This is a genomic window from Streptomyces sp. CWNU-52B (genome assembly GCF_047444975.1).
In the GTDB taxonomy this organism is placed as follows: Bacteria; Actinomycetota; Actinomycetes; order Streptomycetales; family Streptomycetaceae; genus Streptomyces.
Window position 1 is genome coordinate 48,839 of sequence record NZ_JBLFJV010000046.1, and the last position, 25,274, is coordinate 74,112.

The 25,274-nt window shown below is 71.1% G+C and carries 25 protein-coding genes and 1 pseudogene; 11 read left to right on the top strand and 15 right to left on the bottom strand.

Annotated elements, in window-relative coordinates; genetic code table 11:
• Positions 1–6: 6 nt before the first annotated feature.
• The 3 genes from ACLVWQ_RS30980 to ACLVWQ_RS30990 all read right to left on the bottom strand — a co-directional run bounded on the left by ACLVWQ_RS30980 (position 7) and on the right by ACLVWQ_RS30990 (position 1,909).
• Entirely contained in the window at positions 7–663 is a 657-nt protein-coding gene (locus ACLVWQ_RS30980; protein WP_414112545.1) for a DUF433 domain-containing protein, read from the bottom strand.
• A gap of 173 nt (positions 664–836) precedes the next feature.
• A complete protein-coding gene (locus ACLVWQ_RS30985; RefSeq protein ID WP_414112546.1) occupies positions 837–1,040 on the bottom strand; it encodes a DUF397 domain-containing protein in 204 nt (67 codons plus the stop codon).
• Complete coding sequence (locus ACLVWQ_RS30990; protein ID WP_414112547.1) at positions 1,037–1,909, bottom strand: helix-turn-helix domain-containing protein; 873 nt, start codon at positions 1,907–1,909, stop codon at positions 1,037–1,039. The genes ACLVWQ_RS30985 and ACLVWQ_RS30990 overlap by 4 nt, the downstream gene beginning before the upstream one ends.
• Before the next feature lie 187 nt (positions 1,910–2,096).
• On the opposite strand from ACLVWQ_RS30990, the gene ACLVWQ_RS30995 reads away from it, so the two are divergent.
• From ACLVWQ_RS30995 to ACLVWQ_RS31005, 3 genes are all read left to right on the top strand, one after another.
• Positions 2,097–2,732 (top strand): ATP-binding protein, encoded by a 636-nt coding sequence (locus tag ACLVWQ_RS30995; protein WP_414112548.1) that lies wholly within the window; start codon positions 2,097–2,099, stop codon positions 2,730–2,732.
• A 126-nt stretch (positions 2,733–2,858) separates the two neighbouring features.
• Positions 2,859–3,590: a hypothetical protein gene (locus tag ACLVWQ_RS31000; protein WP_414112549.1), complete on the top strand. Its 732-nt coding sequence runs from the start codon at positions 2,859–2,861 to the stop codon at positions 3,588–3,590.
• 759 nt (positions 3,591–4,349) lie between these two features.
• Entirely contained in the window at positions 4,350–5,000 is a 651-nt protein-coding gene (locus ACLVWQ_RS31005) for a hypothetical protein (RefSeq protein WP_414112550.1), read from the top strand.
• A gap of 26 nt (positions 5,001–5,026) precedes the next feature.
• Here ACLVWQ_RS31005 and ACLVWQ_RS31010 read toward each other — a convergent pair.
• Positions 5,027–5,252: pseudogene (locus ACLVWQ_RS31010) on the bottom strand (hypothetical protein); the annotation flags it as partial.
• A 185-nt stretch (positions 5,253–5,437) separates the two neighbouring features.
• Here ACLVWQ_RS31010 and ACLVWQ_RS31015 point away from each other — a divergent pair.
• The 4 genes from ACLVWQ_RS31015 (at position 5,438) to ACLVWQ_RS31030 (ending at position 10,145) form a co-directional block, all read left to right on the top strand.
• Complete coding sequence (locus tag ACLVWQ_RS31015) at positions 5,438–7,435, top strand: FUSC family protein (RefSeq protein ID WP_414112551.1); 1,998 nt, start codon at positions 5,438–5,440, stop codon at positions 7,433–7,435.
• Between the two features lie 25 nt (positions 7,436–7,460).
• On the top strand, positions 7,461–8,951 hold the full coding sequence (locus ACLVWQ_RS31020) for an amidohydrolase (protein ID WP_414112552.1): 1,491 nt from the start codon (positions 7,461–7,463) through the stop codon (positions 8,949–8,951).
• A gap of 175 nt (positions 8,952–9,126) precedes the next feature.
• The gene (locus tag ACLVWQ_RS31025) at positions 9,127–9,828 is read left to right on the top strand and encodes a DUF899 domain-containing protein (RefSeq protein WP_414112553.1); all 702 of its coding nucleotides are present in this window, start codon (positions 9,127–9,129) and stop codon (positions 9,826–9,828) included.
• 149 nt (positions 9,829–9,977) lie between these two features.
• Positions 9,978–10,145, top strand: a complete 168-nt coding sequence (locus ACLVWQ_RS31030; protein ID WP_414112554.1) for a hypothetical protein — start codon at positions 9,978–9,980, stop codon at positions 10,143–10,145.
• 23 nt (positions 10,146–10,168) lie between these two features.
• Here the strand turns inward: ACLVWQ_RS31030 and ACLVWQ_RS31035 are convergent, their stop codons facing one another.
• Both ACLVWQ_RS31035 and ACLVWQ_RS31040 read right to left on the bottom strand, forming a co-directional pair.
• On the bottom strand, positions 10,169–10,624 hold the full coding sequence (locus ACLVWQ_RS31035; protein WP_414112555.1) for a hypothetical protein: 456 nt from the start codon (positions 10,622–10,624) through the stop codon (positions 10,169–10,171).
• Positions 10,625–10,826: 202 nt separating this feature from the next.
• Entirely contained in the window at positions 10,827–11,426 is a 600-nt protein-coding gene (locus ACLVWQ_RS31040) for an ATP-binding protein (protein WP_414112556.1), read from the bottom strand.
• A gap of 179 nt (positions 11,427–11,605) precedes the next feature.
• Between ACLVWQ_RS31040 and ACLVWQ_RS31045 the strand changes: the two genes are divergently transcribed.
• Both ACLVWQ_RS31045 and ACLVWQ_RS31050 read left to right on the top strand, forming a co-directional pair.
• Positions 11,606–12,466, top strand: a complete 861-nt coding sequence (locus ACLVWQ_RS31045; protein WP_414112557.1) for a helix-turn-helix domain-containing protein — start codon at positions 11,606–11,608, stop codon at positions 12,464–12,466.
• Complete coding sequence (locus tag ACLVWQ_RS31050) at positions 12,467–12,730, top strand: DUF397 domain-containing protein (protein WP_414112558.1); 264 nt, start codon at positions 12,467–12,469, stop codon at positions 12,728–12,730.
• Positions 12,731–12,748: 18 nt separating this feature from the next.
• Here the strand turns inward: ACLVWQ_RS31050 and ACLVWQ_RS31055 are convergent, their stop codons facing one another.
• The 6 genes from ACLVWQ_RS31055 to ACLVWQ_RS31080 all read right to left on the bottom strand — a co-directional run bounded on the left by ACLVWQ_RS31055 (position 12,749) and on the right by ACLVWQ_RS31080 (position 20,349).
• On the bottom strand, positions 12,749–13,477 hold the full coding sequence (locus tag ACLVWQ_RS31055; protein WP_414112559.1) for a fused DSP-PTPase phosphatase/NAD kinase-like protein: 729 nt from the start codon (positions 13,475–13,477) through the stop codon (positions 12,749–12,751).
• Between the two features lie 201 nt (positions 13,478–13,678).
• Positions 13,679–14,602, bottom strand: a complete 924-nt coding sequence (locus ACLVWQ_RS31060; protein WP_414112560.1) for a hypothetical protein — start codon at positions 14,600–14,602, stop codon at positions 13,679–13,681.
• Entirely contained in the window at positions 14,599–16,962 is a 2,364-nt protein-coding gene (locus ACLVWQ_RS31065; RefSeq protein WP_414112561.1) for a PEP/pyruvate-binding domain-containing protein, read from the bottom strand. Before ACLVWQ_RS31065 ends, ACLVWQ_RS31060 begins: the two co-directional genes overlap by 4 nt.
• 328 nt (positions 16,963–17,290) lie before the next feature.
• A complete protein-coding gene (locus ACLVWQ_RS31070) occupies positions 17,291–18,778 on the bottom strand; it encodes a glutamate synthase subunit beta (RefSeq protein WP_414112562.1) in 1,488 nt (495 codons plus the stop codon).
• Positions 18,779–19,022: 244 nt separating this feature from the next.
• A complete protein-coding gene (locus ACLVWQ_RS31075) occupies positions 19,023–19,502 on the bottom strand; it encodes a DUF1772 domain-containing protein (protein ID WP_414112563.1) in 480 nt (159 codons plus the stop codon).
• Positions 19,503–19,716: 214 nt separating this feature from the next.
• Positions 19,717–20,349, bottom strand: a complete 633-nt coding sequence (locus tag ACLVWQ_RS31080) for a uridine kinase (protein ID WP_414112565.1) — start codon at positions 20,347–20,349, stop codon at positions 19,717–19,719.
• Positions 20,350–20,652: 303 nt separating this feature from the next.
• On the opposite strand from ACLVWQ_RS31080, the gene ACLVWQ_RS31085 reads away from it, so the two are divergent.
• On the top strand, positions 20,653–21,081 hold the full coding sequence (locus tag ACLVWQ_RS31085; protein WP_414112566.1) for a CBS domain-containing protein: 429 nt from the start codon (positions 20,653–20,655) through the stop codon (positions 21,079–21,081).
• Positions 21,082–21,129: 48 nt separating this feature from the next.
• Here the strand turns inward: ACLVWQ_RS31085 and ACLVWQ_RS31090 are convergent, their stop codons facing one another.
• The gene (locus tag ACLVWQ_RS31090) at positions 21,130–22,260 is read right to left on the bottom strand and encodes a magnesium and cobalt transport protein CorA (protein WP_414112567.1); all 1,131 of its coding nucleotides are present in this window, start codon (positions 22,258–22,260) and stop codon (positions 21,130–21,132) included.
• A 189-nt stretch (positions 22,261–22,449) separates the two neighbouring features.
• On the opposite strand from ACLVWQ_RS31090, the gene ACLVWQ_RS31095 reads away from it, so the two are divergent.
• Positions 22,450–23,244 (top strand): methyltransferase domain-containing protein, encoded by a 795-nt coding sequence (locus tag ACLVWQ_RS31095; RefSeq protein ID WP_414112568.1) that lies wholly within the window; start codon positions 22,450–22,452, stop codon positions 23,242–23,244.
• Here the strand turns inward: ACLVWQ_RS31095 and ACLVWQ_RS31100 are convergent.
• Positions 23,241–24,320 (bottom strand): carbohydrate kinase family protein, encoded by a 1,080-nt coding sequence (locus ACLVWQ_RS31100; protein WP_414112569.1) that lies wholly within the window; start codon positions 24,318–24,320, stop codon positions 23,241–23,243. The two genes, ACLVWQ_RS31095 and ACLVWQ_RS31100, sit on opposite strands and share 4 nt — an antisense overlap.
• A complete protein-coding gene (locus tag ACLVWQ_RS31105; protein WP_414112570.1) occupies positions 24,317–25,258 on the bottom strand; it encodes a pseudouridine-5'-phosphate glycosidase in 942 nt (313 codons plus the stop codon). The genes ACLVWQ_RS31100 and ACLVWQ_RS31105 overlap by 4 nt, the downstream gene beginning before the upstream one ends.
• Positions 25,259–25,274: the final 16 nt, after the last annotated feature.

Below are 25,274 nucleotides of genomic sequence, written 5' to 3' on the forward strand. Positions count from 1 at the left end.
AAGAACTCAGGCGGCAAGGCGCACCACGGCCCGGCAGAGTGCCTCCACGTCTTCGGGGGACATGTCGTACTCGTAGGCGATGTCGTCGATGCTCTCGCCCGCGTCCCACAGATCGGTCACCGCGTTCACCGGCACACGGTTGGCCGCCAGCACGGGGAGCCCGTGGCCGAAGCGTGGGTCGATGACGACCGGCACGCTGTCCGGATACTGGCGGAGCTTGAGGCTGGAGGGGAATTCGTCTCCGGCGTCCCACGACAGGTAGCGCAGATAGTCCGCCACGACCTCCTGGATGGGTGCCTGGCCGTCCCGCGCGCGGCGCAGGTCGCCCAGGCCGTGGTCGATGAAGATGTCGACCCCGTCGGTCGCGATGCGTTGCGAGACCAGGCCGTACGGAGTGTCGAAGGCCCTGCGCACGGCCGTGGCGGCCTCGCGGATCTCGGTCATCCTCAGCCCCAGGTCGCGCAGGGAGCGCAGCACATAGGCCTCGGCCACCGCCACGAAGGGAACGGACGGCTGCCCTCGCCGTGAGGGGGTGACATGGTGGACGAGGGGAGCTCCGGCGGCCTTCCCGTGCAGCCATGTGTCAAGCGTCGATCGGGGGATCTGCAGGTACTGGGAGGTCTCGGTCGGCGTCAGCAGGCCCTCACCGAATCGGTCGATCATGATCGTCACCTCCCTGAGCTGCGTCGCGTGCTCTCTGATCTTTCCACGCCCAGCATGCCATCAGGCCGATCCGGGTGGGCCTTCACCCGATGGTGGGCGGACCCACTGGGCTCAGGTCCGGACCGCGTTGAACGGAGGCGTCCATCGTTCGGTTGGGCTGGTTGTGGTGCGTCTCAACCGACGTGGGTGAGGAAGGTGCGCCAGGCGTCGTGGCTGAAGACGAGCGTGGGGCCGGTGGGGTTCTTGGTGTCGCGGACGGGGGTGTGGGTGGGGAGGTTGGTGGCTGCCTCGACGCAGTTGCCTTGGCCGCCGCTGTAGCTGCTGGTGCGCCATGCCGCTCCCGCGAGAACGGAGGATATGTGAGGGCTGGGACTCATGCTCGGTACTCCTTGGCGATACGGCGGATCAAGGCGAGCGATTCCGTCGGCGGCAGTGCCGTGGTGCGTGCGTCGTCGAAGAGCCCTCGGTAGTAGGCGACTTCCGGCTCACGCTCCATCCAGATGTTGCCGGTCGGGGTTTCCGTCAGTACGAGGTCGAGCGACGTCACCTGGGGAAAGCTCAGCAGCAGGTACGGGCCGAACATACCCGAGTGGGCGCCGCGCGAGAACGGCAATACCTGGACGGTGATGTTGGGTCGCTCGGCCATCGCGGCCAGGTGCTCCAGTTGTGCGTGCATCACCGAGGGGCCGCCGACATGCTGCCTGAGAACGCCTTCTGCCAGTACCGCCCAGAGTTCCATCGGCTCGTCACCCATGAGGCGCTGCTGCCTGGCGAGTCGCACTTGGACGAACTGGTCGATCTCCTCGGCTGTCTGCCAGGCGCGGGAAGCCACCGTCACCGCGCGGCCGTACTCCGCGGTCTGGAGAAGTCCGGGAACCAGTTGCACCTCGTACGTCCGGACGCTGTCGCAGATGGCTTCCAGTTCGATCTGATCCCGGTACGAGTCCCCGAGCACTGAGCCGTACTGATGCCACCAACCCTCGCGGCGCCGCCGGTTGGCCCGCAGAGCTATGGCGTTGAGGCGGTCGCGTGTCTCCGGATCCTTCACCCGGTAGGCGTGCATGAGTGCTGCCAGGTCGGGTGTGCGGACGGGGACGTGCCCGTTCTCCAATCGGCTGATCTTCCCCTTGGTGCAGTCGAGTGCCTCGGCGGCTTCCGCCATGGACACGCCCGCCTCTTCGCGGAACCTGCGGAGTTCATCGCCGAGTTGGCGCCCGAGCACGGTGGATGGTTTGACGGTAGGCATGTGCAACTGCCTATCAGAGGTTCGACCTGCTGGTCTGGGCGATTACCTAAAAGAGTGAATCAAGCGTCATAGCGCCATACAAAATTGCGCCGATTCATATTGTTGCGGAACGCTGCGCATGGCGGCTCAGCAACTGTCGCCATGCCACGAGGACTTGATCAGCTGCAATCGACCCTCAGGAGCTGCCATGGCAGAGCGTTTCGGCCCTTCCGAAGTCACCTTCAGGCTGTCCCGTTGTCACCAGAGCGTCCCCAGAACGCGGGCGGTGGCACAGGCCACGCTCGGGGAATGGGGCGTCGGGCAAGACGTCCTGGAGACCGCCGAGTTGGTGCTGTCCGAGCTGGTGACCAACGCGCTGCGCGTGCCGGTGCCGAGCGATCGGCAGGTGGGTGTGCGGATCGCGCGCTCGTTGGAGGACGGGCTGCTGAGGCTGGAGGTCAGTGACGCGGGCGCGGGCAAGCCTGAAGTGCGGACACCCGGCGAGGAGGAGACCGGCGGGCGCGGCCTGCTGCTCGTGGAGGCACTGGCTCACCGATGGGGTGTGGAGGAGCGCGAGGGCGGGATCGGGAAGACCGTCTGGGTCGAGCTGAAGGCGCCGGACATCGTGGCCGAACCCGTCGAGAGGGAGGTCGCCGCGGTTATGGTTCGGCAGGGCCAGTCCGTACGGGCGTGGGGCGAGTGGCGGGCCGTCCGCAGTGTGCGCAGCGAGCAGTTCGCGGCGGGCGGGCCGGCCATCGTGCTGGGGCTGGACGAGGGCCCGGCGCTACGGGTCCACGCGGCCGAGCCGTTGACCGTACGGGACGGCGGCGCGTCCTCCGCGTGAGCGGGCGGGAAGGACGCGTCGGGGCGGCCAGCTGGTGGCAGGCCGTCGTAGATCGGCATCCTGTCGAACGTACGCCGTCGAATAACCCGTCGAAAACCGCAAGTTGACACTGCTACCGTCACCGACGTGGCGAAACTCAATCAGATCATCGCAGTGGAGAAGGGCGTCAAGTCCAAGTCCCATCAGGACCTGACGGCGGCTCATCACGGGCTGCAGAAGCCCGCCCTGCTGGCCGGCATCTCGCGTACGTACCAGCCCAAGGATGAAGAGGGCGAGCAGTTGCCGCCCGAGTCGACGCGGGTGCAGGTGCAGTCCGAGAACGTGCTGCGGGACACCGCGGCCACGCTGACCCGGCTGTTCGACGTGACCGCCACCAAGGACTGGGCCAACTGCTCCGCCCGTGCGGACGTCAAGGTCGACGGGCGGGTGCTCGTCGCCGACGTTCCGGTGTCCTACCTGCTCTTCCTGGAGAAGCAGCTCACCGATCTCAACACCTTCGTGCGGAAGCTGCCCGTGCTCGACGCCTCCGAGTCGTGGGTCCAGGACCCGTCGACCGACGCGTGGAAGACCGAGCCGGTACGGACGCTGCGGACGAAGAAGGTCCCGCGGAACCACGTCAAGGCCGAGGCCACCGAGAAGCACCCCGCGCAGGTCGAGGTGTACTACGAGGACATCCCGGTCGGGTACTGGACGACCGTGAAGTTCTCCGGCGCTCTGCCCGCGCGGCGCGTCAACGAGCTGCTCGACCGGGTCGAGAAGCTGCAGCAGGCCGTCAAGTTCGCCCGGGAAGAGGCGAACGGCGTGGACGTCACCGACCAGCATGTCGGGGACGCCGTGTTCGGTTACCTGTTCGGGTAATCTCAAGAACTCCTCGGCCGTCACTCAAGGCGGCCGGGGTGCGCGAGGAGCGCAAGCTGAACCTGAAGCTTGTCGTGACTTCGCGGTTCCAGTGGAGGTTCGAGTCCTCCTCGCGGCACCAGCTCGACACCCCAAGCACTCGTGCGAGGTGTCTTCGCGCCGCGGTAGCCCAACTGGCAGAGGCAGACCGCGATCAATCTCAGACTATTGCTCCAGACTCAGTATTCGCCGCCGATCGCCGGATCGACCGGACCCAGGCTCCGGACGTCGAAATGCCGGTTCAAGTCCGGCCCGCACAGCTCGATGTGCGGTGGTCCAAAGGCAGGACGCGGCGACATCACACTGACCTGGGTCCTCAAGCGTGCCGGCGTGCCGCATGGGTGGCATCACAGGGTCCGGGGGCCGGCTACGCCCTCGGACCCGCTCCTCATCCGCGTTCGCGAGCACCTTGCCGGAGCCGGTCCAGCGATTCCAGGAACTGGTGGCCGCTCAGACGTTCGGCGATCATGGCTCGACTTCTGACTCTGCATCCGAAGGGACGCGCCAGGTTCTGGGGCGCGACGCCATTTAATCGCCATGGCGAGGACAGCTTCCGGCGGCTGACAGCACCGGAGGAGAGACGTGTACTGATGAGCGACGTCTGGTCCGAAAAATCCCCGGTGTAGATCCGAGAGCTCCAAAGGGCTGTCCCGAGGGCTGTCCCGCGACGTCGAGGCGGGCGATTGAGGGACCGAGAGGTTCGCCGCCTATCCTGCGGTTGTGCAGCCACCTCGGGATCCTTCGGACGTCGTCCATGCCCTGGAGGCCGCGTTTCCGGCCCGTCTTGCCGGCGACGTGCAGGGTGTCCTGACGGTCATGCCGGAGGCACGACTCGCGACGATGATGCCTTTCGAGGTCGAGGTGCAGGGCGAGACCGTCTCCATCCCGTCGCGCATCTACCACGAGGAGCCGGGCGCCTACTTGGAACTGCCCCTGACCGGAACCCAACAGGTGATTTTGCACTGCCTGTACTCCCGGCACAGCGACGGCCGGGTCCGCCAGCGACACCTTGAGCAGATTGTGGCGTCGGGCGAGCCCTGGGTGGTCCCGTTCGTGGTGCAGTTGGCCGGCGAATACGTGCTGGAGATCCTTGAAGCGATCGGCCGAGGTCTTCCCGGACTCGCGGTCCCGGGCTCGGCCCAGCGCCGCCTCTACGGGGAGTTCATCGCTCGGAACCCGGCCTTCTTCGCACGCACGGAGCGGCGCGTGGTGAGCTACTGGTCGTGCTACTACCGCTGGAAGTACGGAGCGTTCGGGACCTATCCCGGAGGCGTCCTTTTGGAAGCTTTCCGGGCCGCTGTTGTGGAACAGGTGGGCGCGCAGTGGCCGCGGCACACGCCGCGCGCCCCGCGAGCGGACGCGGGTGAGTGATCTGCCTGAGTTCGGCCACGGCCCTGTCCAGCAAGGTTGAGATCGCGCAGCCGGGCGATGCCGCGCACGGTGTGGTGAACACCGTTGCCCTTGAGCCGGCAGTCGTGGAGAAACTTCCAGGTCTTCATCCGGGCAAAGACGTGCTCGTCCGACCACAACGACCAGGCGAGTGTCGGCATCGATGACGACCTGGTGATCGGTGGAGTACCGATAGTTCTTCGACGGTTCGGCCGCCAACGCCCCGTCCGTGATTCTGCTGCGCTCTGATTGCGTGCATAAAGAATGCGGTGATTCCGCCGATCGTCACACCCCCGAAACGCATACGTCCCGTTCCGCCTGGAAATCCGATCTACGGTGGACATCACCGCGCCCAGGCCGACGTCGCCCGAAGGCATGCCCACCCGCAATCGCCCTCGTCCGACAGGAGCCCTGTGCCCGTGCCGCGACCGTTCTCCGCCGTCGGTGTGTCCGCCGTGCTGCCGCCCTGGGTCACTCACGCGTTGCGGGCGCAGCGCGGGCCCGTGCCCTGGAGCGCCGTCGTGCGAGGGGCGCTCGCCGCCGGGCCGCTGCTGGTCGTGGCCGTGCTCGTCGGGCGGGAGTCCCTCGGTGTCGTGGCCGCGCTCGGTGCCATGTTCGCCGGGATCAACGACCGGCCGGGGAGCCGGCGGGTCGCCGTGCACCGGATCGGGGTTCCCGGCCTCGCGGGGGCGGCAGGGCTCGTCGTCGGTACGTACGCGGGGGACGGGCTCGGGGCGGTGTCGCTCACCCTGGTCCTCACCGGGCTCGGGCTGCTCGCCGGGGCCGTCAGCGCGGTGGGGCCCGTGGCGTCCGGGGCCTCGACCCAGCTGCTCGTCGCCGCGGCCGTCGGAGCCGGGATGCCGTTGCCTGAGCCCGGGTGGCAGCGCGCCCTGTTCTTTCTCGTCGGCACCTGCTGGCTGGTGCTGCTGCGGCTCGCGCTGCCCACGCCCGGGGCACTCGGCGCCACGGCCAGTGACTTCCGCTTCGACGGGGAACGGGCCGCCGTCGCCGACGTGTACGACGCCGTCGCCGAGCTGCTCGCCGGGGCCGGCGGGGAGCAGGCCGGTGACCGCCGGGCCGCGCTGACCGCCGCGCTCGACCACGCCCAGGACGGCCTCGCGGGGCCACGGCTGCGGCGGTACGCCAGCTCCGCGGCCGAACGGCGGCTGCGGGCCCAGTACGCCGCCGCGCTGCCCCTCGCCGAGGCCGCGACCGCGCTGGCCTGGTCCGGAGAGTCCCTGCCCGCCCGTACGGGGGAAGGGCCGCGACGGCTCGCCGCCTCCGTACGGACCGGGGCACCCTGCGGACCGCTGCCCGCGCCCGCCCGGACCGTACCGGGACTCCGCGCCCTCGACGACGCCCTGCTGCACGCCGCCGAAACCTTCGACCGCGGCGGTCCGGGTCCCCGCACCGGTGTCGACAGCCATCCGCTCGGGCGCGGCGCCGAGCAGACCACGCGCAGGCGCCTGCACCTACGGCCCCTGCGCGCCACAGCACTCCTGCGCACCGTCACCGGCAGCGGAGGACGCGAGTACGGGTTCCGCGTCGCCCTCTGTTACGGCGTCGCCGTCGCCGTCGCGCAGGCCCTGCACCACGTGCACTGGTACTGGCTCCCCGCGACCGCCGTGTTCCTGGTGAAGCCGGACCTCGGTCCGCTTGTCTCACGCGTGCTGAACCGGGCCGCCGGTACCGTCCTGGGCGCCCTCGTCTTCGCGGGGCTCGCGGCCGTGCTGCCCCGGCCCGAGGGGCTGGTCGCGCTCGTGGCGGTCAGCGGGGCACTCATCCCCGTCGCCACCCGGCACTTCGCCGCCCAGACGGCCGTCATCACCGTCCTCGTGCTCGCCCTCGTCATGGTCGGCGGTGAGCCGCAGGCCTCCTGGGGCCGTATCGGTGAGACCCTCCTCGCCTGCGCGATCGTGCTGGTGGTCGGCCATCTGCCGGCGCCGGGGCAGCGCGGTGGGAACGTACGGGCCCGGCTCACGGCAGCCACCGACGCCGCGCACGCCTACCTCACCCACGTCCTGAGCGGCGCCGACGACCGGGCCGACGACGACCGGGCCGCCCGCTGGGCGCTGCGCCGCGAGGCCTACCGGACGCTGGCCGAGGCCCGCGCCGCGATCGACCGGTCCGCCGCCGAGCTCCCCACCCTGGCCCGTCAGACGGCGGGGACCGACGAGGTCGCGGCCACCCTCGAACGCCTCGTGGACACCACCACCGCCTGCGCCGTGCACCTCGACGACACGGGCCGACTCACCCCGCAGCACACCGAGCGCCTCACCACACTCCTCGACGAACTCGTGGACCGGAGGGAGAACGCCGGGCTTGCGGCCGCCCCGTCTTTCAGGGGCGCGGGGAACTGCGCGACCAGCCATAACGCATCCGCACCCGCCAAACACACCGGTCTCCCCACTCCGTGAGGCGCCACCGCCGTACCGTGGCGTGATGACCTCGCCGTCCGCGCCCGAGCCCGAGTTCGAGTCCGAGTTCCAGTCCGGCGGGAAGACCGAGCCTCCGGCCTTCCCGGCCACCCCCGCGGAAGCGACCCCCACTGAGGCCGCCGATCTCGTCATCACCGGGTGTACCGCCGCCCTCGTACACGACGAGCACGAGCGGATCGACTTCGTCGAGGACGCCACCATCGTCGTACGCGACGGGCGTATCGAGACGCTCACCGCCGGGCCGCCGCCGGCTGGCCTCGTCGCCGTCGAGCGCATCGACGCCCGGGGGCAGGTCGCGATGCCCGGCCTCATCAACTGCCATACCCACGCCCCGATGGTCGCCCTGCGCGGCATCGCGGAGGATCTGCCCATCGAGCAGTGGTTCAACGACGTCGTCTGGCCGATCGAGTCCAACCTCCAGGAGAAAGATGTGGAGTTGGGGGCGCGGCTGGCCTGCGCCGAGATGATCCGCGGCGGGGTCACCTGTTTCGCGGACCACTACTTCTCGATGGACACCGTCGCCGCCGTGACCGCCGAGAGCGGCCTGCGCGCCAACCTCGGCCAGGCCTTCTTCTCCTCCCAGGGCTCCTCCTCGGGCTCCACCCAGGGCTCCTCACCGGCCGCCGAGGGCCGCGCGCGGTCGCTCGACTTCGCGCTGCGGCACCGCGACTCCGCCGGCGGTCGCATCACCACCTCCCTCGCCCCGCACGCCCCCTACACCGTGGACGACGCCGACCTCGCCGCGACCGCCCGACTCGCCCGCGAACACGGCCTGCTCGTGCACATCCACGCATCCGAGAACCGCGACCAGACCGAGGCGAGCCTCGCCCGCCACGGCCGTACGCCGATCGAGGTCCTGGCCGACGCGGGACTTCTCGACACCGATCTGCTCATCGCGCACGGCACCGGCATCGTGGAACGCGACCTGCCCGTACTCGCCCGCGCGAGTGGCCGGATCGCCGTGGCGAGCGCGCCCCGCGGCTACCTCAAGTTCGCCTGGCCCACGACCACTCCGGTACGGGCCCTGCGGGAACTCGGTATCCCTGTCGGACTCGCCACGGACGGGGCCGCCTCCAACAACTCCCTGGACGTATGGGAGTCCATGGCGCTGACCGCGCTGGTGCAGAAGTTCACCGAGGGCGACCCTCGGCGGCTGACATCCCGGCAGGCCCTGCATCATGCGACGCTGCAGAGCGCACGCGCGGTCGGGCTCGGCGAGCGGATCGGCAGTCTCGCGCCGGGACGCAGGGCCGACATCATCCTGGTCGACCTGACAGGGCCGCACACCCAGCCCGTACACGACCTCGCGGCCACCCTCGTCCACAGCGCCCGCGCCGGAGACGTACGCACCACGATCGTCGACGGGCGGATCCTCATGCGCGACCGCGAGCTGCTGACCCTCGATGTCCCGGCCGTCGTACGGGAGATGAACGAGCGCATGCCCGCACTCGTCGACCGCGGCCACGGCAAGCGGATCCAGGACTACGACACCTGAGGACCTGGCCCTGAGGACCTGACACTTGCGGACCTGACACCTGACACCTGACCGCCTGGCACCTGATCACCTGATCACCTGAGGATCCGACCGGAAAGAAATTCTCCGCCCACCGATGAGTTCCGCTCCTTCCTTCGGTCCACCCCTGTGAAGGCATCACAGCGAAGGAGTAGCAATGACGCTTCCGCGGATCGTGTCGCGCGAGGAATGGCGTGCCGCGCGCGAGGAACTGCTGGTCGAGGAGAAGGCCGCGACCCGGGCCCGGGACGCGCTCAACGCCGACCGGCGCCGGCTGCCCATGGTCGAGATCGACAAGGAGTACGTCTTCGAGGGCGGCGACGGCAAGGCGACATTGCTGGACCTCTTCGAAGGACGGCACCAACTTGTCGTCTACCACTTCATGTTCGCGCCCGAGTGGGACGCGGGGTGCCGAAGCTGCTCGGCGTTCGTCGACCAGATCGGGCACCTCGCGCATCTGCGGGCGCGGGGCACCGAGCTGGCCCTGGTCTCCAGGGCGCCGTACACGAAGATCCTGCCCTTCAAGGCGCGGATGGGGTGGACGCTGCCCTGGTACTCGTCGTACATCAACGACTTCAACCACGACTTCCGGGCGACCCTCGACGGAGGCGGGGACGGGGACGGGGAGCTTCTCGAACGGCCGGGAGTGAGCTGCTTCCTGCGGGACCGGGACCGGGTCTTCCACACGTACTCGACCTACGAGCGCGGACTCGACGGACTGGGCTCCACCACGAGTTTCCTGGACCTCACGGCCCTCGGCCGGCAGGAGGAGTGGGAGCGGCCCGAGGGGCGCGCGTCGGCGCTGGGGGCGCCCGCGGGCAGCGAGCGCATCCGGTACCACGACGAGTACGAGGACTGAGGGCGACCGCCGCACGGTCTGTTGTGACCCTGTGTCGACTACGTCTCAGTAACGTCACTTCGCGAGACCCGCACCCCATGATTGGCGTTTAACTCTTCAAGGGCTCCCACGGCTCTCACGGGAGCCGCGCTACACGGAGGTGCGAAGTGTTGAACGGCCGAACGGTTCTGGAGCGCTTTCCCGCCGGTGGGCCGCGTGGTTCGTGGCCCGCGGAGGAGTTCGCGCAGGCGCGCCGTCTGGAGGGGCAGCACGTCGAGGTCGTGATGGACCTGTCGACGGACACGTTCCTCGTCGTCGTGCGGGAACTCGTCGAGTAGCGGGGCGGGCAACGCGTCGAGGATCAGGCGTTGACCGACCGTGACCACGCCGGCGGTGTCCCGGTCACCCGGCACAGTGCCACGTAGAGGGGGATCGGCGGGGTGTACGGAAGCGTGCCGTCCGGTGTGTGGATCAGCCCGGGGAAGCCGGTCGGGGAGGCGGGGACGAGGGCCCCCGTCGCGTAGTGCGCCGGCGCGGGCCACTCCAGGGCCACATCGGAGTCGGACGGCACGAGCCACCACCAGTGCGTGCTGTCGGCGTACACACAGCCGACGCGCGGCAGGCGGGGCATCAGCAGCGGACCGAGTCTCGCGGGCATCGCCACCGCGTCGCAGCCCAGCGGGGCCTGCATGCCCTCCGGCACGGTCAGCCGCCGTGACGTGGCCGGGTCCGACGTCGCCCGGCTCCGCTCGATGCGGACCAGCGTGTCCAGACTCAGTACCCGCGGCGCACCGGCCGAGGTAGCCCTCACACCCATTCAGCCCCCGTCCGTGTTCCCAGATCCGTCGGTCCCGAAATCGTTCGGCCCTGCGTGGTTCTGCCTTACGTGGTTCGCCTTACGTGGTTCTGCGCTTGCCTGTGCCTGCGCCTGTGGGCGTTCAGGCCCGTGTCCGGCCCATGCCCGCCCGTGTCCTGCGCGCGTCCGTGCCCGGCGAGGCCGGCTGGAACGATTCAGGAGGTCAGAATCGTTCGTGCTCGGCCGGGGGCGCGTGTATCCCCGTCGGCGAGGAGCCGGCTGGGGCCGGCCGGCTCCTCGCACTCCAACCCAGGTCCGACCGCGGTTCGACGCCGTTGTTCGCCGACCGCGGCAGTTCGGCCCAGACCAGCAGTCCGGGACCGGTTTCCTGGGCGCCCCAGGCAGTGCACATCGCCGCGACAAGGAGCAGTCCCCTCCCATGCTCCTCATCTGGACGCTGTGGCGACGGGTGGGGCTCACCCGGCGCACATCCTTCGTCACGGACAGCTATCCGCACCAGGTCGTCGCTGTCGTGCAGCTCGCACACCACGTGGCTGCTCGCCGTGTGCACGACAGCGTTGGTGACCAGTTCGGAAACGATGAGCTCTGCCGTGTCACACGTGTCCTCGCACACCGCCCACCCCGTCAGACGGGCACGCGTCAGGTGCCGGGCCTGTGCTGCGGAGCCCGGATGTGCGGCCAGCTCGAATCGGAACCGGCGCTCGGCTGCCGTGCCGGGGCGTACCCCGGTAGTGGCGCCAAAGCGGAACCGGTCCTCGGCGGCTTCTGTGCCTAAGGGCGCGGACGGAATCACGCTTGCCACTATCGCCCCGTCGTGAACACTTGGCAAGTGTCACTCTGAAAATTGCAGAGTGGAGTGTTCTGAGCGGTATGGCCATGGCACACTGCTGAGAACAGCTTGTGGCGCGGCGTCAGTTGGGTACCCGTACAGGGGCCCGAACGGGCGCCGCCCCGGCTGTCTGGACAAAAGTGGAGGTGGACGTGAGCGAGCCGCGGTCCGCGCCGACGGTCGGGCAGGTCGTCCTCGGCCGGCGCCTGCTGGACCTGCGGGAACGCGCGGGGCTCAAGCGTGAGGAGGCGGCACGCATCCTGCGTGTCACCGCTGCCACCGTCCGCCGTATGGAGATGGCTGAGGTCACCCTCAAGATTCCGTACCTCCAGCTCCTGCTGAAGTCGTACGGCGTCTCGGACGACGAGGCCGACGCGTTCGTCACGCTCGCCGAGGAGGCGAATCAGCCGGGCTGGTGGCAGCGGTTCCACGACATCCTGCCGGGCTGGTTCTCGATGTACGTGAGCCTGGAGGGCGCGGCCGCGCTCATCCGCTCCTACGAGCCCCACTTCGTACCCGGAGTGCTGCAGACCGAGGAGTACGCGTATGGCGTCATGAAATCCGGCGCCATCGGCCAGACGAGACCCGAGGACATCGAGCGCCACGTGGCGCTGCGCATGCAACGGCAGGAGCTGCTGACGCGCGAGGGCGCGCCCCGGTTCTGGGCCGTGATGGACGAGACCGCTCTGCGCCGCCCGGTCGGCGGTCCCGAGGTCATGCGCGGCCAGATCGACAGGTTGCTCGAGGCCACGAAACTGCCCAACGTGACCCTGCAGATCGCCCCTTTCGCCTCGGGGCCGCACGCGGGCACGTACGGGCCGTTCGTGCTGTTCCGCTTTGCCATGCCCGAACTGCCGGACATGGTCTACAGCGAGTACCTGACCGGCGCCGTCTACCTGGACGCGCGCACCGAGGTGGCAACCCATCTCGAGGTCATGGACCGCATGGCGGCGCAGGCCGCTACGGCACATCGCACGAAGGAGATCCTGCTGGATCTCCGCAAGGAGCTGTGAATGGATCGCATCAAGTCCCGGATACGCGCCTCGCGGATCTACAACGGCATGCCCGCCAGGGAACTGGGCAGCGAGGGCTGGCACAAGCCGTGGAGCGGTGGCAACGGCGGTAACTGCCTTGAGGCGATGAAGCTCGACGACGGCCGGATCGCGGTGCGTCAGTCGGCCGACCCGGACGGTCCCGCTCTCATCTACACCCCCGGCGAGATGACCGCGTTCATCCAGGGAGCCAAGGCGGGGGAGGCTGACTTCCTGCTCTCCTGAGGTCGTCAGAACATCGGTTCAGAACCAGGACCACACGCGCCGTGGCGCGTCCACGAGCCGGCTGACCGCCACCACCGGTAACGGCGGCTGCTCGGCCCGGTCGGGGCCGAGGCTCAGCGCGTAGTAGATCTGCTCGATCGACGGCGGTCCGACCGCGAGGTTGCGGCGGACCGCGTCCGACGGGGACTCCCGCCCCGCCTGTACGAGGTAGGCCGCGGCCATCGTCCCCGTACGGCCCACTCCCGCCCCGCAGTGCACGAACACCGGCCCCGGGGCCGCACCGACGACGCCGAGGAAGCGTCGTACCTGGTGCGGCGTCGGGGTCTGTCCGTCCCGGACGGGCAGCCGTACGACATCGAGGCCGGCGGTGCGCGGCCCGGCGAGCTGGGCGGCGGACAGGTCCTCGGCACGCAGGTCGACCACGGTGGTGAAGCCGAGCCCGGCGAGCTCCCGGTAGCCGGCGGGGGAGGGGGCGGCGCCGCGCCACAGCCGCCCGGCGGTTCCCACGGGCTGGAAATGGTGGATCCCCCGCAGCGATCGGGTCCCCGCGGGCGGCGGGGTCTCTTCGCGCGTGAGGTACGACAACGCGAGGACACCCAGCGAGCCCGTGGCCCACAGCGCGAGATAGCAGAGGCCGAGGGCCGCGAGTACGCGCAGCAGCGTCCGCCGCGCTGTTCGCCACAGAGGGCCGGGCGAACGGCCGGTGGGCGACGCGAGTCGGGGTGGGGGCGGAGCGACGACAGCCATGGGCGACCCGGAGGCTCGGGGACGGGGGCGCGTCGGCATCGTAACCCGGGACGGTGGTACGGGAGTTGCGTGTGCAGGGCAGGGTGATGCCCGACTGCTTGAGAGGCGGAAGGGACGGGGGACGGGGGGATGGGGGATGGGGGATGGGGGGACCGGGGTGTCTTGACGCCGAGCCACCGGCTGCCTTCCGCCGGGCCCGGCTCAGTCGTCGTCCCTGTCTCCGTCCCCGTCCGCGTCCGCGTCTCCGATGCCGACCACCGTGAGGTGCGTACGGTCCAGGCGGGTGTCCTCCAGGCAACCGCGCAGCCGCATGCGGTCGTGGTCGGTCAGCGCGGGCCGGACCACTCCGGCGAAGAGGCCGTCGCCCAACGCGCCGAGGCTGGCGTGGTCGAGCGGTACGGACGTCGAGTCCCGGCAGCGTTCCCAGAGCTGGCGCGCGGCGAGGGACTGCCGCTCGTCGGTCATGTTCGGGCCGCGCATGGCGACGCGCAGGAGCAGGGAGGTCGCCTCGGAGCTCTTCCCCTCCTCCTCGCGGGTCTGCGTGAGGTCGGCGAGCCCGACGACCAGCGCCCCCAGCAGCGCGGCCCCGACGACACCCACGGCGAGTACGCGCACGGTGCGGCCGCGTTCCCGCGGGGCGCCGGGCGGCGGCAGGTCGTCCAGGTCCGTACCGCTGTCCGGATCGGGTGCGGCAAGGACGGAGAGGCGACCGGCGAGCCTGCGTTCCGCCGTGGGGCGGGCCGTGGCCGACGCGATCCGCTGGACCACCCAGGCGAGCCCGGAGAGCAGCACACCGGTGACCATCAGGACCGGTACGAAGACATAGGTACGGCTCGTCGGCTCGTCCAGCCAGCGGAACCGGTCCCCGGCCGTGGGCGACGGTGTCTCCTTCTCCCGCAGCCTCGCGAGGACGTCCTCCTGCCGCCGGTCGGCGTCGCGCATCCGCTCCTCGATCCGCGCGAGCCGCCCGAGCAGCACGATCCCGAGGAGCATCACCTCGACGACGAGGAGCAACACCCCGCACAGGATGGCTCGTTGCCACTGCCACCGGTAGAGATAGACGACGACGTACGTGCCCGCGCCCGCGGCCGCCGCACCTCCGAAGAAGTAGGCGACGCGCCTCACCGGGTCCCTCCCAGGGGCTCGCCCACGGTCCCGTCCGGGGGTGCGTCCCCGTCTGGGGGTGCGTCCCCGTCCGGGCGTACGTCCCCGTCCGGGGATGCGTCCCCGTACGGGCTTACGTCCTGGTCCGGGCGTACGTCGCCGGTGGTGCCGTCGATCGTGAGGCGGGAGCCCGGCGGGAACCGGCGTACCGCGTCGGCGGCCCCGACGACGGTCGGCAGGCCGTACTCCCGTGCCAGCAGGGCCAGATGGGACAACGGGCTGCCGGTCTGCGCGACGAGGCCCGCGAGTTTGGGCAGGAGGGGCGCGAGCGCGGGGTCGAGGGTGCGGACGACGAGCACGGGGTCCGACGGCCGTGGGCCGACGGCGTCCCAGGCCGTCCCGGCGGCCCGGCCACCCGAAACGCCCTGTCCCTGCCCTTGTTCCTGTCCCTCGCCCCCGCCGGTGGGGCGCTCGGCGACGACCGTGCCCCCTTCCGCGAGCCGGAACGCGTCGGGCAGGGGTGCCGACACGGCTCGCGGCAGCCGCTCCCCGAAGTCACCGGGCAGGACACCGAGTTCGAGTGCCTCGACGAGCTCCGGCCACCGCAGCAGCCCCACGTTCGTACCGGCCGAGGCCTCCGAGTCGACCTGCGTCCGCGTCCGCGTCCGCGTCTGTGTCTGCGTCTGCGTCTGCGTAAGTCGTCGTGCGGCGTCCCGGACCAGCCTGACCTGGAGCTCCTGCACCCAGCGGACGCGCAGGCGCAGGGCCTCACGAGGAGGGAGCGCGACTGCCGCCGCTGCCCCGGCGGGGAGGTGTCCGGTGACGTCGGGATTTCCCGGCTCCGGAATCGCTGAGGTCTCCGGGAGCCGTAACTCCCGCCTCAGGCTGGGCGATGTCAGCGCCAGTACCACCGGGTGCGCGGCCACCAGCTCACCGTCCGGTACGCCGAGAGCGCGGGCCTCCGCGAGAGTGGTGAGGGCCGTGCCCGCGGCCGTCGTCCGGGGCTCGGCCAGCAGAGCACCGGCGAGGGCCTCCTGTGCGTGCAACGAGACCAGGACGGTACGGGTCCAGCGCAGGCCGGCGACGAGTCCGCGACGGTCGAGCCGGTCCGGAGACGGCGTCTCGGCGAGCCGGCGGTCGACATCGGCGACGAGGTCCGTCGCGAGGCCGGGCAGCGCGGAGGTCAGCCGGCCCACCCGCCACGCGGCGGCCAGCCGCCGGGCGCCCGGCGCCGGACTGAGCAGCGCCAGCAAGCGGTGCCGCGGTGGGGCGGCGCCCAGCAGGCGCAGATCCGCCGCGGCCCGGCCGCCGACCGTCGTGACGACCGGCAGCGCGCGCAGTTGCCGTCGTGGCGCGGTGCCTCCGATGTCGAGTGCGGCGGCCAGCCCCCGCGCCATGGGCGCCACCCACAAGTCCTCTTCCAGCGGCTCCAGTTGATCGGGCAGGGTCTCCGCGACCGGGCCGGGACCGAGCAGGCGTGCCCGGCGTGCGGGCCGCGCCGCCATCGCCGTGATGGGCCGGCTCTGGAACAGCCACAGCCGCCCCGCCTCGTCGAACCCGAACTCGATGTCCTGCGGTCCGCCGAAGACACCCCGCGCCTGTCGGGCCAGCCGCGCCAGCCGACGCAGTTCCGAGGCCCCGAGCAGTTGGTCCGCGCCCTCGGGGCCGGTGCGGGACAGCCGGCCCCAACGGCTCAACCAGTAGTTCGTGCCGGGCTGTTCGCCGCTGACCAGCGAGTCGGGGCCGCCTCGTACGGCGCTCACCAGCATCCGGTCGGTCCGCCCCTCCACGGGGTCGGCGCCGAACAACACCCCTCCCACCCGGGCCGCGAGCATGGGCTGGACCAGTACGGCCATCGGTGCGACCGTGCCGTCGGGGCGGCGGGCCGAGTCGAGCACGGTGCGTACGGCGGTCCGGAAGTCGCGCGGGCCCCACACGTCCAGCACGGAGGCGAACTGACCCGCCAGGGACGACTCCTGGGTGTCCTCCTGCGGGGACGAGGACCGTACGACGAGGGGCAGGGTGCCGCCCTCGGAGAGCTCCTGCCAGGCGCGGAACAGGCTTTCGGACCCGCCGTCCGCCCCTCCGCCGCTCGCTCCTTCGCTCGCTCCTCCGCTCGTTCCTTCACCACCCGCTCCTTCACCGTCCGCCCTCTCGTCGTGCGGCACGACGAACCCCGGCAGTACAGGAAGCCCGGCCCTCGCCGCGCGCGCGAGATGCGCGGCCTTGGAACCGGCGAACGCGACGCGCGTGACCCGCGGATCGCTCAAGGGGACGGCGCACGCGGTCGGCGGCTCCCGCCCCGCGCCGGCATCGTCGCGTGCGCCCCGTTCCTTCCCGCCGCACGCGCTGTCTTCGTGACGTTCGTCAACCGTCGTCATCGAGCACCCTCCAGGACCGACCGCCAACAGGGGGGACGCGCGGGGGTGGCCCTGCGCCTGACGACGGAACGAAGGATGGGGACGGGTTGTAGCCGAATTGCCCGACCGGACCGACCAGCGGACCGACCAGGCCGACCGGGTCGCGGCCGTGTCGACAACACGTCTCCTGTATCCGATGATCCCACTCCGTGTTGTGTTTCATGCCAGGAGAGGGTCACCTTCCGGCCACCCGTCCGTCTCGCGGAGTTCTACGGAGTCGGAGTCGTAGTCGGAGTTGTTGTTGGAGTCGTGATCGTGGTCGTAGTCGGGTTCGGATTCGGAGTCCGCGTCAGGCCGTCATGGGCCGGTCGTGCGGGGCGATCGGTGCGGGCAGCCGCGAGTCGCCCGTCAGACGGCGGTCCACCGCTGCCGCCACCGCCCGGCCCTCGGCGATCGCCCACACGATGAGGGACTGGCCGCGCGCGGCGTCCCCCGCCGCGTACACCCCCGGCACATTGGTCGTGAAGTCCGCGTCGCGGGTGATCGTGCCGCGGGGGTCGAGGTCGAGGCCCAGTTGGTCGACGAGCCCGTCCGAGCGGTCGGGCCCGTCGAACCCGAGGGCGAGCAGCACGAGGTCGGCGGGGAGCTCACGCCCGGTGCCGGGGCGCGGCCGGCGTTCGGTGTCGACCTCGACCAGGTGCAGCGAACGCACCCTCCCGGACGCGTCCCCCATGAAGCGGAGCGTGGACGCCGCGAAGAGCCGGGCGTCCGCGTCGGCCGCGGGGGCGGTCTCCAGGTCCCGGGCCTCCTCGTGCGCGGCCGACAGCCGGTAGATCTTCGGGTACACCGGCCATGGCTCACGGCTCTCGTCGCGCTCGGCGCCGGGCTGCGCGTAGATGTCCAGCTGGGTCACGGACCGAGCGCCCTCGCGCACCGCCGTGCCCAGGCAGTCGGCCCCCGTGTCGCCGCCGCCGATGATCACGACGTCCTTGCCCGCCGCGGACAACGAGGACGCCTCCAGGTCCCCCTCGCACACCCGGTTGGCCAGCGGCAGGTACTCCATCGCCTGATGTATGCCGCTCAACTCCCGTCCGTCGACGGCAAGGTCACGCCAGGCAGTAGCGCCCACGGCGAGCACGACCGCGTCGTGGCGCGCTCGCAGCTCGGCCGCGTCGATGTCCCGGCCGGCGGCGGTCGACGTGCGGAACTTGGTTCCCTCCGCCCGCATCTGCGCGATCCGCCGCTCCAGGTGCCGTTTCTCCATCTTGAACTCGGGGATGCCGTACCGCATCAGCCCGCCGATCCGGTCGTCCCGCTCGTACACGACGACGGTGTGTCCGGCCCGGGTGAGCTGCTGCGCCGCCGCGAGTCCCGTGGGGCCGGAGCCGATCACCGCGACGGTCCGCCCCGTCAGCCGCTCCGGCGGTCTGGGCGGCGCGAACCCGTCGGCCCAGGCCCGGTCGGCGATGGCGACCTCGACGTTCTTGATGGTGACCGCGGGCTGGTTGATCGCCAGCACGCAGCCCGCCTCGCACGGCGCGGGACACAGCCGGCCGGTGAACTCGGGAAAGTTGTTCGTCGCGTGCAGCCGGTCGCTCGCCGCCCGCCAGTCGTCCCGCGCGACCAGGTCGTTCCAGTCGGGGATCAGGTTGCCCAGCGGGCAGGCGTCGTGACAGAAGGGGATGCCGCAGTCCATGCAGCGGTCGGCCTGCGTCCGGACGATCGGCAGCAGCGCCCCGGGGACGTACACCTCGTCCCAGTCGCGGACCCGCTCCTCGACGGGCCGGCGCGGCCACTCCTCGCGGGAGGAGTGGAGAAAACCCATGGGATCGGCCATGGCCGCCTCCCTCGCTTGCACGAACGGGGCCCGGCGGGCTGGTGGGCTGTGGGCGGGGCGGCTGATGGGCGGGGCGACTGGTGGGCGGGGCGTGCCGTCGGACCTGCCGGCGGCCTCTCCCCGCCACGATACGACGCCACAGCGGCACCCGCCCCAGGTGGACGCAGGTCCGACGGTCCGGAGTCCGGTGGCCAGGGGCCCGGTGGCCAGGGCGGGCCCGGTGCTCCGGCGCGTCCGGTGGGGATCAGGTCAGCGCCAGCACGTACGAGACCGCTCCGGCGGCGGAGGCGACCATCCGGACGTGGTTCCACAGCGACCACTCGCTCACATACGTGGGCCAGTACGCGATGGCCTCCGGCGTCCCGGGGTCCATCCCGTTCAGCTTGTTGTTGCGCGGGACGTTCGCCGCGATCGTGACCCCGAAACTGCCGACCAGGTAGAGCGCGCTGCCCAACAGCAGTTCCACCGTGCCCTCGTCGGGCCACAGCACGAAGGTGACCACCGCGATCACGGCGCACACCGCGGCCGACCCGAGGAACACGAGCATGAAGGCCGGCATCAGCGCGGTCACGTTGAGCGACTGCATCGCTGCGACGCCCTGCGCCGGCGGCAGCGAGGCCAGTCCCTTCATCACGAACGTCGAGAACGCGCAGAAGACCCCGGCCACCAGCCCCGTGCCGAGCACGCCCACCACGGTGAGCACGAAGTACGGTCCCTCGATCATGGCAACTCCCGGGTTGGCAGAACACTTGTCAGCAACGCGCGCACCGTTCCGCAACCGTGGAGCCGGACGCCCCCGAACTCCGAGATCCTGCACGGCGCTCCCTGTCACCACAAGTGAAATGCCGTACGAGGAGGGTGACCATGGCCGAGGGGCTCGGCCGCATGTCCGGACGTCTCAGGACGGCCTTCCGCCGGGTCAGCCGTTCCCCGTCGGGTCAGCCGTTCCACGCGGGGTGGCGTGGGTCGTCTGCCCTGACCAGGACGTCTGCCGTGTCGCCCGGCGCCGTCTCGGTCTCGTACCGCTCGTACACGGGAAGCGTCCAGTGCTCGCTCTCCGGGGTGCGGCGGCGCAGAGCGGCCGGCGAGAGGCGTACATGGACGGTGAGGTCGAACGGGAACCAGTGACGCAGAAGCAGCGGACCGTGCATCAACAGCATGGCGCCGGGCGGCAGTTGGACGTACGGGCTACGGGTGGCGCGGTCGGTGGCCGGGTCCCGGAGGTCGGGCAGGACACGGCCGTCACCGCCGGGTTCCAGCGGGTCGAAGACCTCCCGCCACAGAGCGCCGGTGTCGAACCAGCCGTCGTAGTAGGTCTCCACGTCCTGACGGCCGTACTCGAACCGGAGCGAGGCAGGCCGCAGATACCCCTCCGTGCCGACGACCAGAGCGGAACGGCCCCGTGGGCGAAGGGCCTCGGCGACGCGTCCGGCGAGGTCACCGGGGCGGGCGGCCGGGGCGCCGTCGAACGCGACACGCGGCCAGGGGCTGCCGTCGGCCGGCTTCAGGTCGAGCAGGCGCTCGGCGATGAGGTCGCCGAGCCGGTCCCAGGTGATCGCTTCGAGTCGCACACGGCCATGATGCCGCGAGGGTCCCAGCGGGTGTCAGCGCGTACTCACGGGCCATGTCCGCGCGGCCGGTACCCGCACCGCACTGGGACCGGAGACCGGACGGAGGACGGACGGAGGACGGAGGCAGGGGGTCCGGGGGGCGAGGGGCGGAGCCCGGTGCGGGTGCCGCCCGGCGGGGTCGGAAGCGTCGGAAGCGGTGGACCTCCGGGTGCGTATCTCCCCGTACCCGGCGAGAATGTAGGGCGCCGGGACTAGCGGTGCCAGTCCGTGCCGCGCCGGCCGTCCGGCACCGGGAGGTACCCCATGACCACCGCCGGAGACATCATGCACCGCGGTGCCCAGTGGATCCCCGCCCACGAGACCCTGGACCGGGCCGCGCAGCTGATGCGCGAGCTCAAGGTGGGCGCGCTGCCCATCAGCGACGAGAACGAACGGCTCTGCGGCATCCTCACGGACCGCGACATCGTGATCGGCTGTGTGGCCATGGGGCACGACCCGGCCCGTGTCACTGCCGGTGAGATGGCCCAGGGCACCCCGCGCTGGATCGACGCGAGCGCCGACGTCAGCGAGGTGCTGGGGGAAATGCAGGAACATCAGATCCGTCGCCTCCCGGTGATCGAGGACAAGCGTCTGGTCGGAATGATCAGCGAGGCCGATCTGGCCACGCATCTGACGGACGGACAGCTCGCGAGCTGGGTGGAGAGCGTCTACGCGAAGAGCGAGGCACGCTGACGCCGAGGCCGGGCGGCGCGTCCGGCGGGCGGCCGGACGCGCGGGGCGTCACAGCCAGCCGTTCCGCTTGAAGCCGCGGTGGAGGGTGAGGCACGCGACAGCGATCACGCCGACCGCCAACGGGTACCCGAACTTCCAGTGCAGCTCCGGCATGTGTTCGAAGTTCATGCCGTAGACACCGCAGACCATCGTGGGCACGGCGATCAGCGCCGCCCAGGCCGTGATCTTCCGCATGTCCTCGTTCTGCGCGACGCTCACCTGCGCGAGGTGCGCCTGCAGGATCGAGTTGAGCAGTTCGTCGAACCCGGCTATCTGCTCGGCGGCCCGCAACTGATGGTCGGAGACGTCCCGGAAGTAGGCCTGTATCTCCGGGTCGATCACCCGGATCGGCCGTGTGGCGAGATCCATGATGGGCCGGCCCAGCGGGACCACCGCCCGCTTCAGCTCCAGCAGCTCGCGCTTGAGCTGGTAGATGTGCCCGGGGTCGGCGGCCCGTGCGCCGTTCGCCGCGAACACGCCGGTCTCCACCGCTTCGATGTCCTCCTGCACCGAGTCCGTGACATGGAGATAGTCGTCCACCACGTGGTCCGCGATCGCGTGCAGTACGGCGGCCGGACCCTTGGCGAGCTGCTCGGGGCGGGCCTCCAGATCCTCGCGCAGCGGGCCCAGCGAGCCATGCCGGCCGTGCCGCACGGTCACCACGAAGTCCTGACCGACGAACACCATGATCTCGCCGGTGTTCACCACCTCACTGGTCGAGGTCAGTTCGGTGTGGTCGACGTAGCAGACCGTCTTGAACACCGCGAACAGCGTTTCGCCGTACCGCTCCAGCTTCGGGCGCTGATGGGCGTCCACCGCGTCCTCGACCGCCAGCGGGTGCAGGTCGAAGAGCTCGGCAATGCCCGCGAACTCCACCTCGGTCGGCTCGTGCAGCCCGAGCCAGACGAAACCGCCGTCGGCCTTGCGGACCCGCGCGACCGTCTCGGCCAGGTCGCGCCCGGCGGGGACCCTGGCCCCCTTCTCGTACGCCACGCAGTTCACCACCGCGGAGCCCAGCGGTGACCGGGCGGGATGGCTCAGGTCGACGCGGGAGCGCCGCCGTGCCAGCCGGGCCACCCTGCGCAGACCACCGACCTTGCTCAGGCCCGTGACCTTCCGCAGATTCACTGCCATGGACATCTGGATCTCCCTGCGTGGATCTCCTCGCGCCGCACTCTGCGCCTTGCCGCGGCCAGTCTGCCAGGATGTTTTCACGGCCGTCCGAGCCTGTGGGAACGGAACATTCCGTTCCGGAACTGCCTGCGTAGCCGGACGCGGACGCGGAGCGTCGACCCTCTAGGAAAAGCTGACAAATGGGATGATTCGCGCATGACGCGAACCGATGGACACCTTCTCGACAACCGCCGGCCCGACGGGGAACAGCGATTCGACGCCCTCGCCGCTCTCTTCGACCCCACGACGTTCCGGCACATCGAACGGCTCGGCATCGGGTCCGGCTGGCGCTGCTGGGAGGTGGGCGCGGGCGGCATGTCCGTGGTGTCCTGGCTCGCCAAGAAGGTCGGGCCCACCGGCAGGGTCGTCGCGACCGACCTCGACACCTCCTGGGCGCCCTCGGCCGTCCGCCCGCCCATTCAGCTGCGCGTCCACGACGTGGGCGTCGACGAGCTGCCGGGGGAGAGCTTCGACCTCGTGCACGCCCGGCTCGTCCTCGCCCATGTGCCGGACCGGGAGCGGGCGTTGCTGTCGATGGTCAGGGCGCTGCGGCCCGGCGGCCGGCTCCTGGTCGAGGACGCCGATCCCGCACTGCAGCCGTTGGCCTGCCCGGACGAGCGCGGCCCCGAGCAGCAGCTGGCCAACCGACTGCGCCATGCGATGCGGGACGTGCTCACCGAGCGGGGCGCCGAACCCGCGTACGGGCGTCGGCTTCCCAGGCTGCTCCGCGAGGCCGGACTGCGGCAGGTCGAGGCCGACGCGTACTTCCCGCTCACCTCGCCCGCCTGCGGGGCGCTGGAGTCCGAGACGGTCGGCCGGGTCCGCGATCAGCTCGTCGCGTCGGGCCTCGTCACCGACCAGGACGTCGACCGTCACTTGGCGAACGTCGCCGCGGGCGGCATGGACCTGGCCACGGCGCCGCTCATCTCGGCGTGGGGACGCAAGGTCTAGGGCGAAACGCCCTGGGGCGCGCCCGGCAGGGCGGGGCGCCAGGTCGGGCTACTTCCTCCTTCGCCACCTCCCTCGCCTCCTTCTTCTCCTCCTGCTGCTGCTTCTCCTGACTCATCTGTCCTCATCTGTCTGTCCGGCTCTCCGCCTGCCCTGACCGGCCTTCCGCCCACCTGTTCCACCGCCAGGGCCCCGGCCCCGCACCCCTCGGCGGCCGCCTCCTCCGGCCGGCTGCCCGCGAGCAGTGCGGCCAGGAAGGCTCCGGTGAAGGCGTCGCCGGCGCCCGTGGTGTCGACAGGGGTCGCCGGCACTGCGGGAACCCGGGCCCGGACCGCCCCGGACCGGGCGACGAGTGCCCCGGCACCGCCCTGCTTGACCACCACCAGCGGAACGCGGCGGCTCAACTCGGCCGCCGCGTGGGACGCATCGGACAGGCCTGTCAGCAGGCAGGCCTCGTCCCGGCTCGGCAGCAGGACGTCGACCCCCTCGGCCAGTGCCAGGAACCGGTCCACGCCCAGCTCGGTGAGGAACCCCACCGACGCGGGATCCACACTCACCGGCACTCCACGCGCGCGTGCCGACTCCACCGCCGCCGCCACCAGAGCCCGGCACGGCTCGGAGAAGAACAGATAGCCCGACAGGTGCAGCCATGCGACGCCGTCGAGCAGCGCGGGCGACCAGTCGTCGGCGGCCAGGCGCAGCGACGCGCCGCTGTCGGTGAGGAAGGTGCGCTCCGCCGAGGCGTCCGTGTCCACCAGGCAGACCACCGTCCCCGTCGGTGCCCGCGGGTCGACGACCAGGAGAGGGCGCACCCCGGAGGCGGCCAGCTCCCGCTCGTGCCACGCGGCCGAGTCCGCGCCCACCCGGCCGAGGAACCGCACCTGCGGTCCGCCTCGACGCGCCGCCCAGCACGCGACGTTGGCACCCGCGCCGCCCGGCACGGTCCGGACGGCGGCGGCCGTGTCGGTGCCCGGAGCGAGCGGCCCGCGGTGCCGGGCGACGACATCCGTGATGACGTCACCGACCACGAGGAGAGCCCCGCCCGGCAGAACCTCGCCGGGGCCGCCCGCCCCTGTCACGTCTGTGCCCAGGCCGCCGCGATCCGCCCCGCGAGCCGTACGTTGCCGCGCACCGCCGCGAGATTGGCGTCCAGCGACGCTCCGTCGGTGTGGCGCACCAGGTGGTCGAGGAGGAACGGCGTGACCGCCTGGCCGCTCACGCCCGCCGTGTCGCACGCGTGCAGCGCGTCGGCGAGCACGCGCGCGTGCAGTGCGGGGTCCAGCTGCTGCTCCTCGGGCACGGGATTGGCGACGATCAGCGCCGACCCGGGTCCGTCCAGCGTGTCCTGCGCGCGCATGACGGCCGCGACCTCGTCCGGCGACTCCAGGGTCCAGTCCACCGGGTGTCCCGAGTCCGACAGGTAGAAGCCGGGAAAGCGCGCCGTGCGGTATCCGGCGACCGCGACACCCAGCGTCTCCAGACGCTGCAGGGTCGCCGGCACGTCCAGGATCGACTTCACCCCCGCGCACACCACCGTGATCCGGGTGCGCGAGAGGAGCCCCAGGTCGGCCGACTCGTCCTGGGTCACCGTCCACTCCCGGTGCACGCCGCCGAGGCCGCCCGTCGCGAACACCCGTACGCCCGCCTGCGCGGCCAGCAGCGCCGTGGCCGACACCGTGGTCGCGCCGCTGGCCCCGGCGGCGACCGCCAGCGGCAGATCACGGTGTCCCAGCTTGCGGATGCCGTCCTCGTTGGCGACCCGCTCCACCTGCTTCTTGTCGAGGCCCACATGGGGCCGTCCGTCGAGCACGGCGATCGTCGCCGGAACGGCGCCTTCCGCGCGTACGGCGTCCTCCAGCTCCCGTGCCACCTGGAGATTGCGCGGACGTGGCAGTCCGTGCGCGATGATCGTGGACTCCAGTGCCACCACGGGCCGCCCCGTGGTGAGCGCCTCGCGGACCTCTTCGGACACCACCAGCACGCGTGTGCCTCCTGTCTGTCGGCTCTCCCCTCTCATCCCTGGCGGCCGAGGC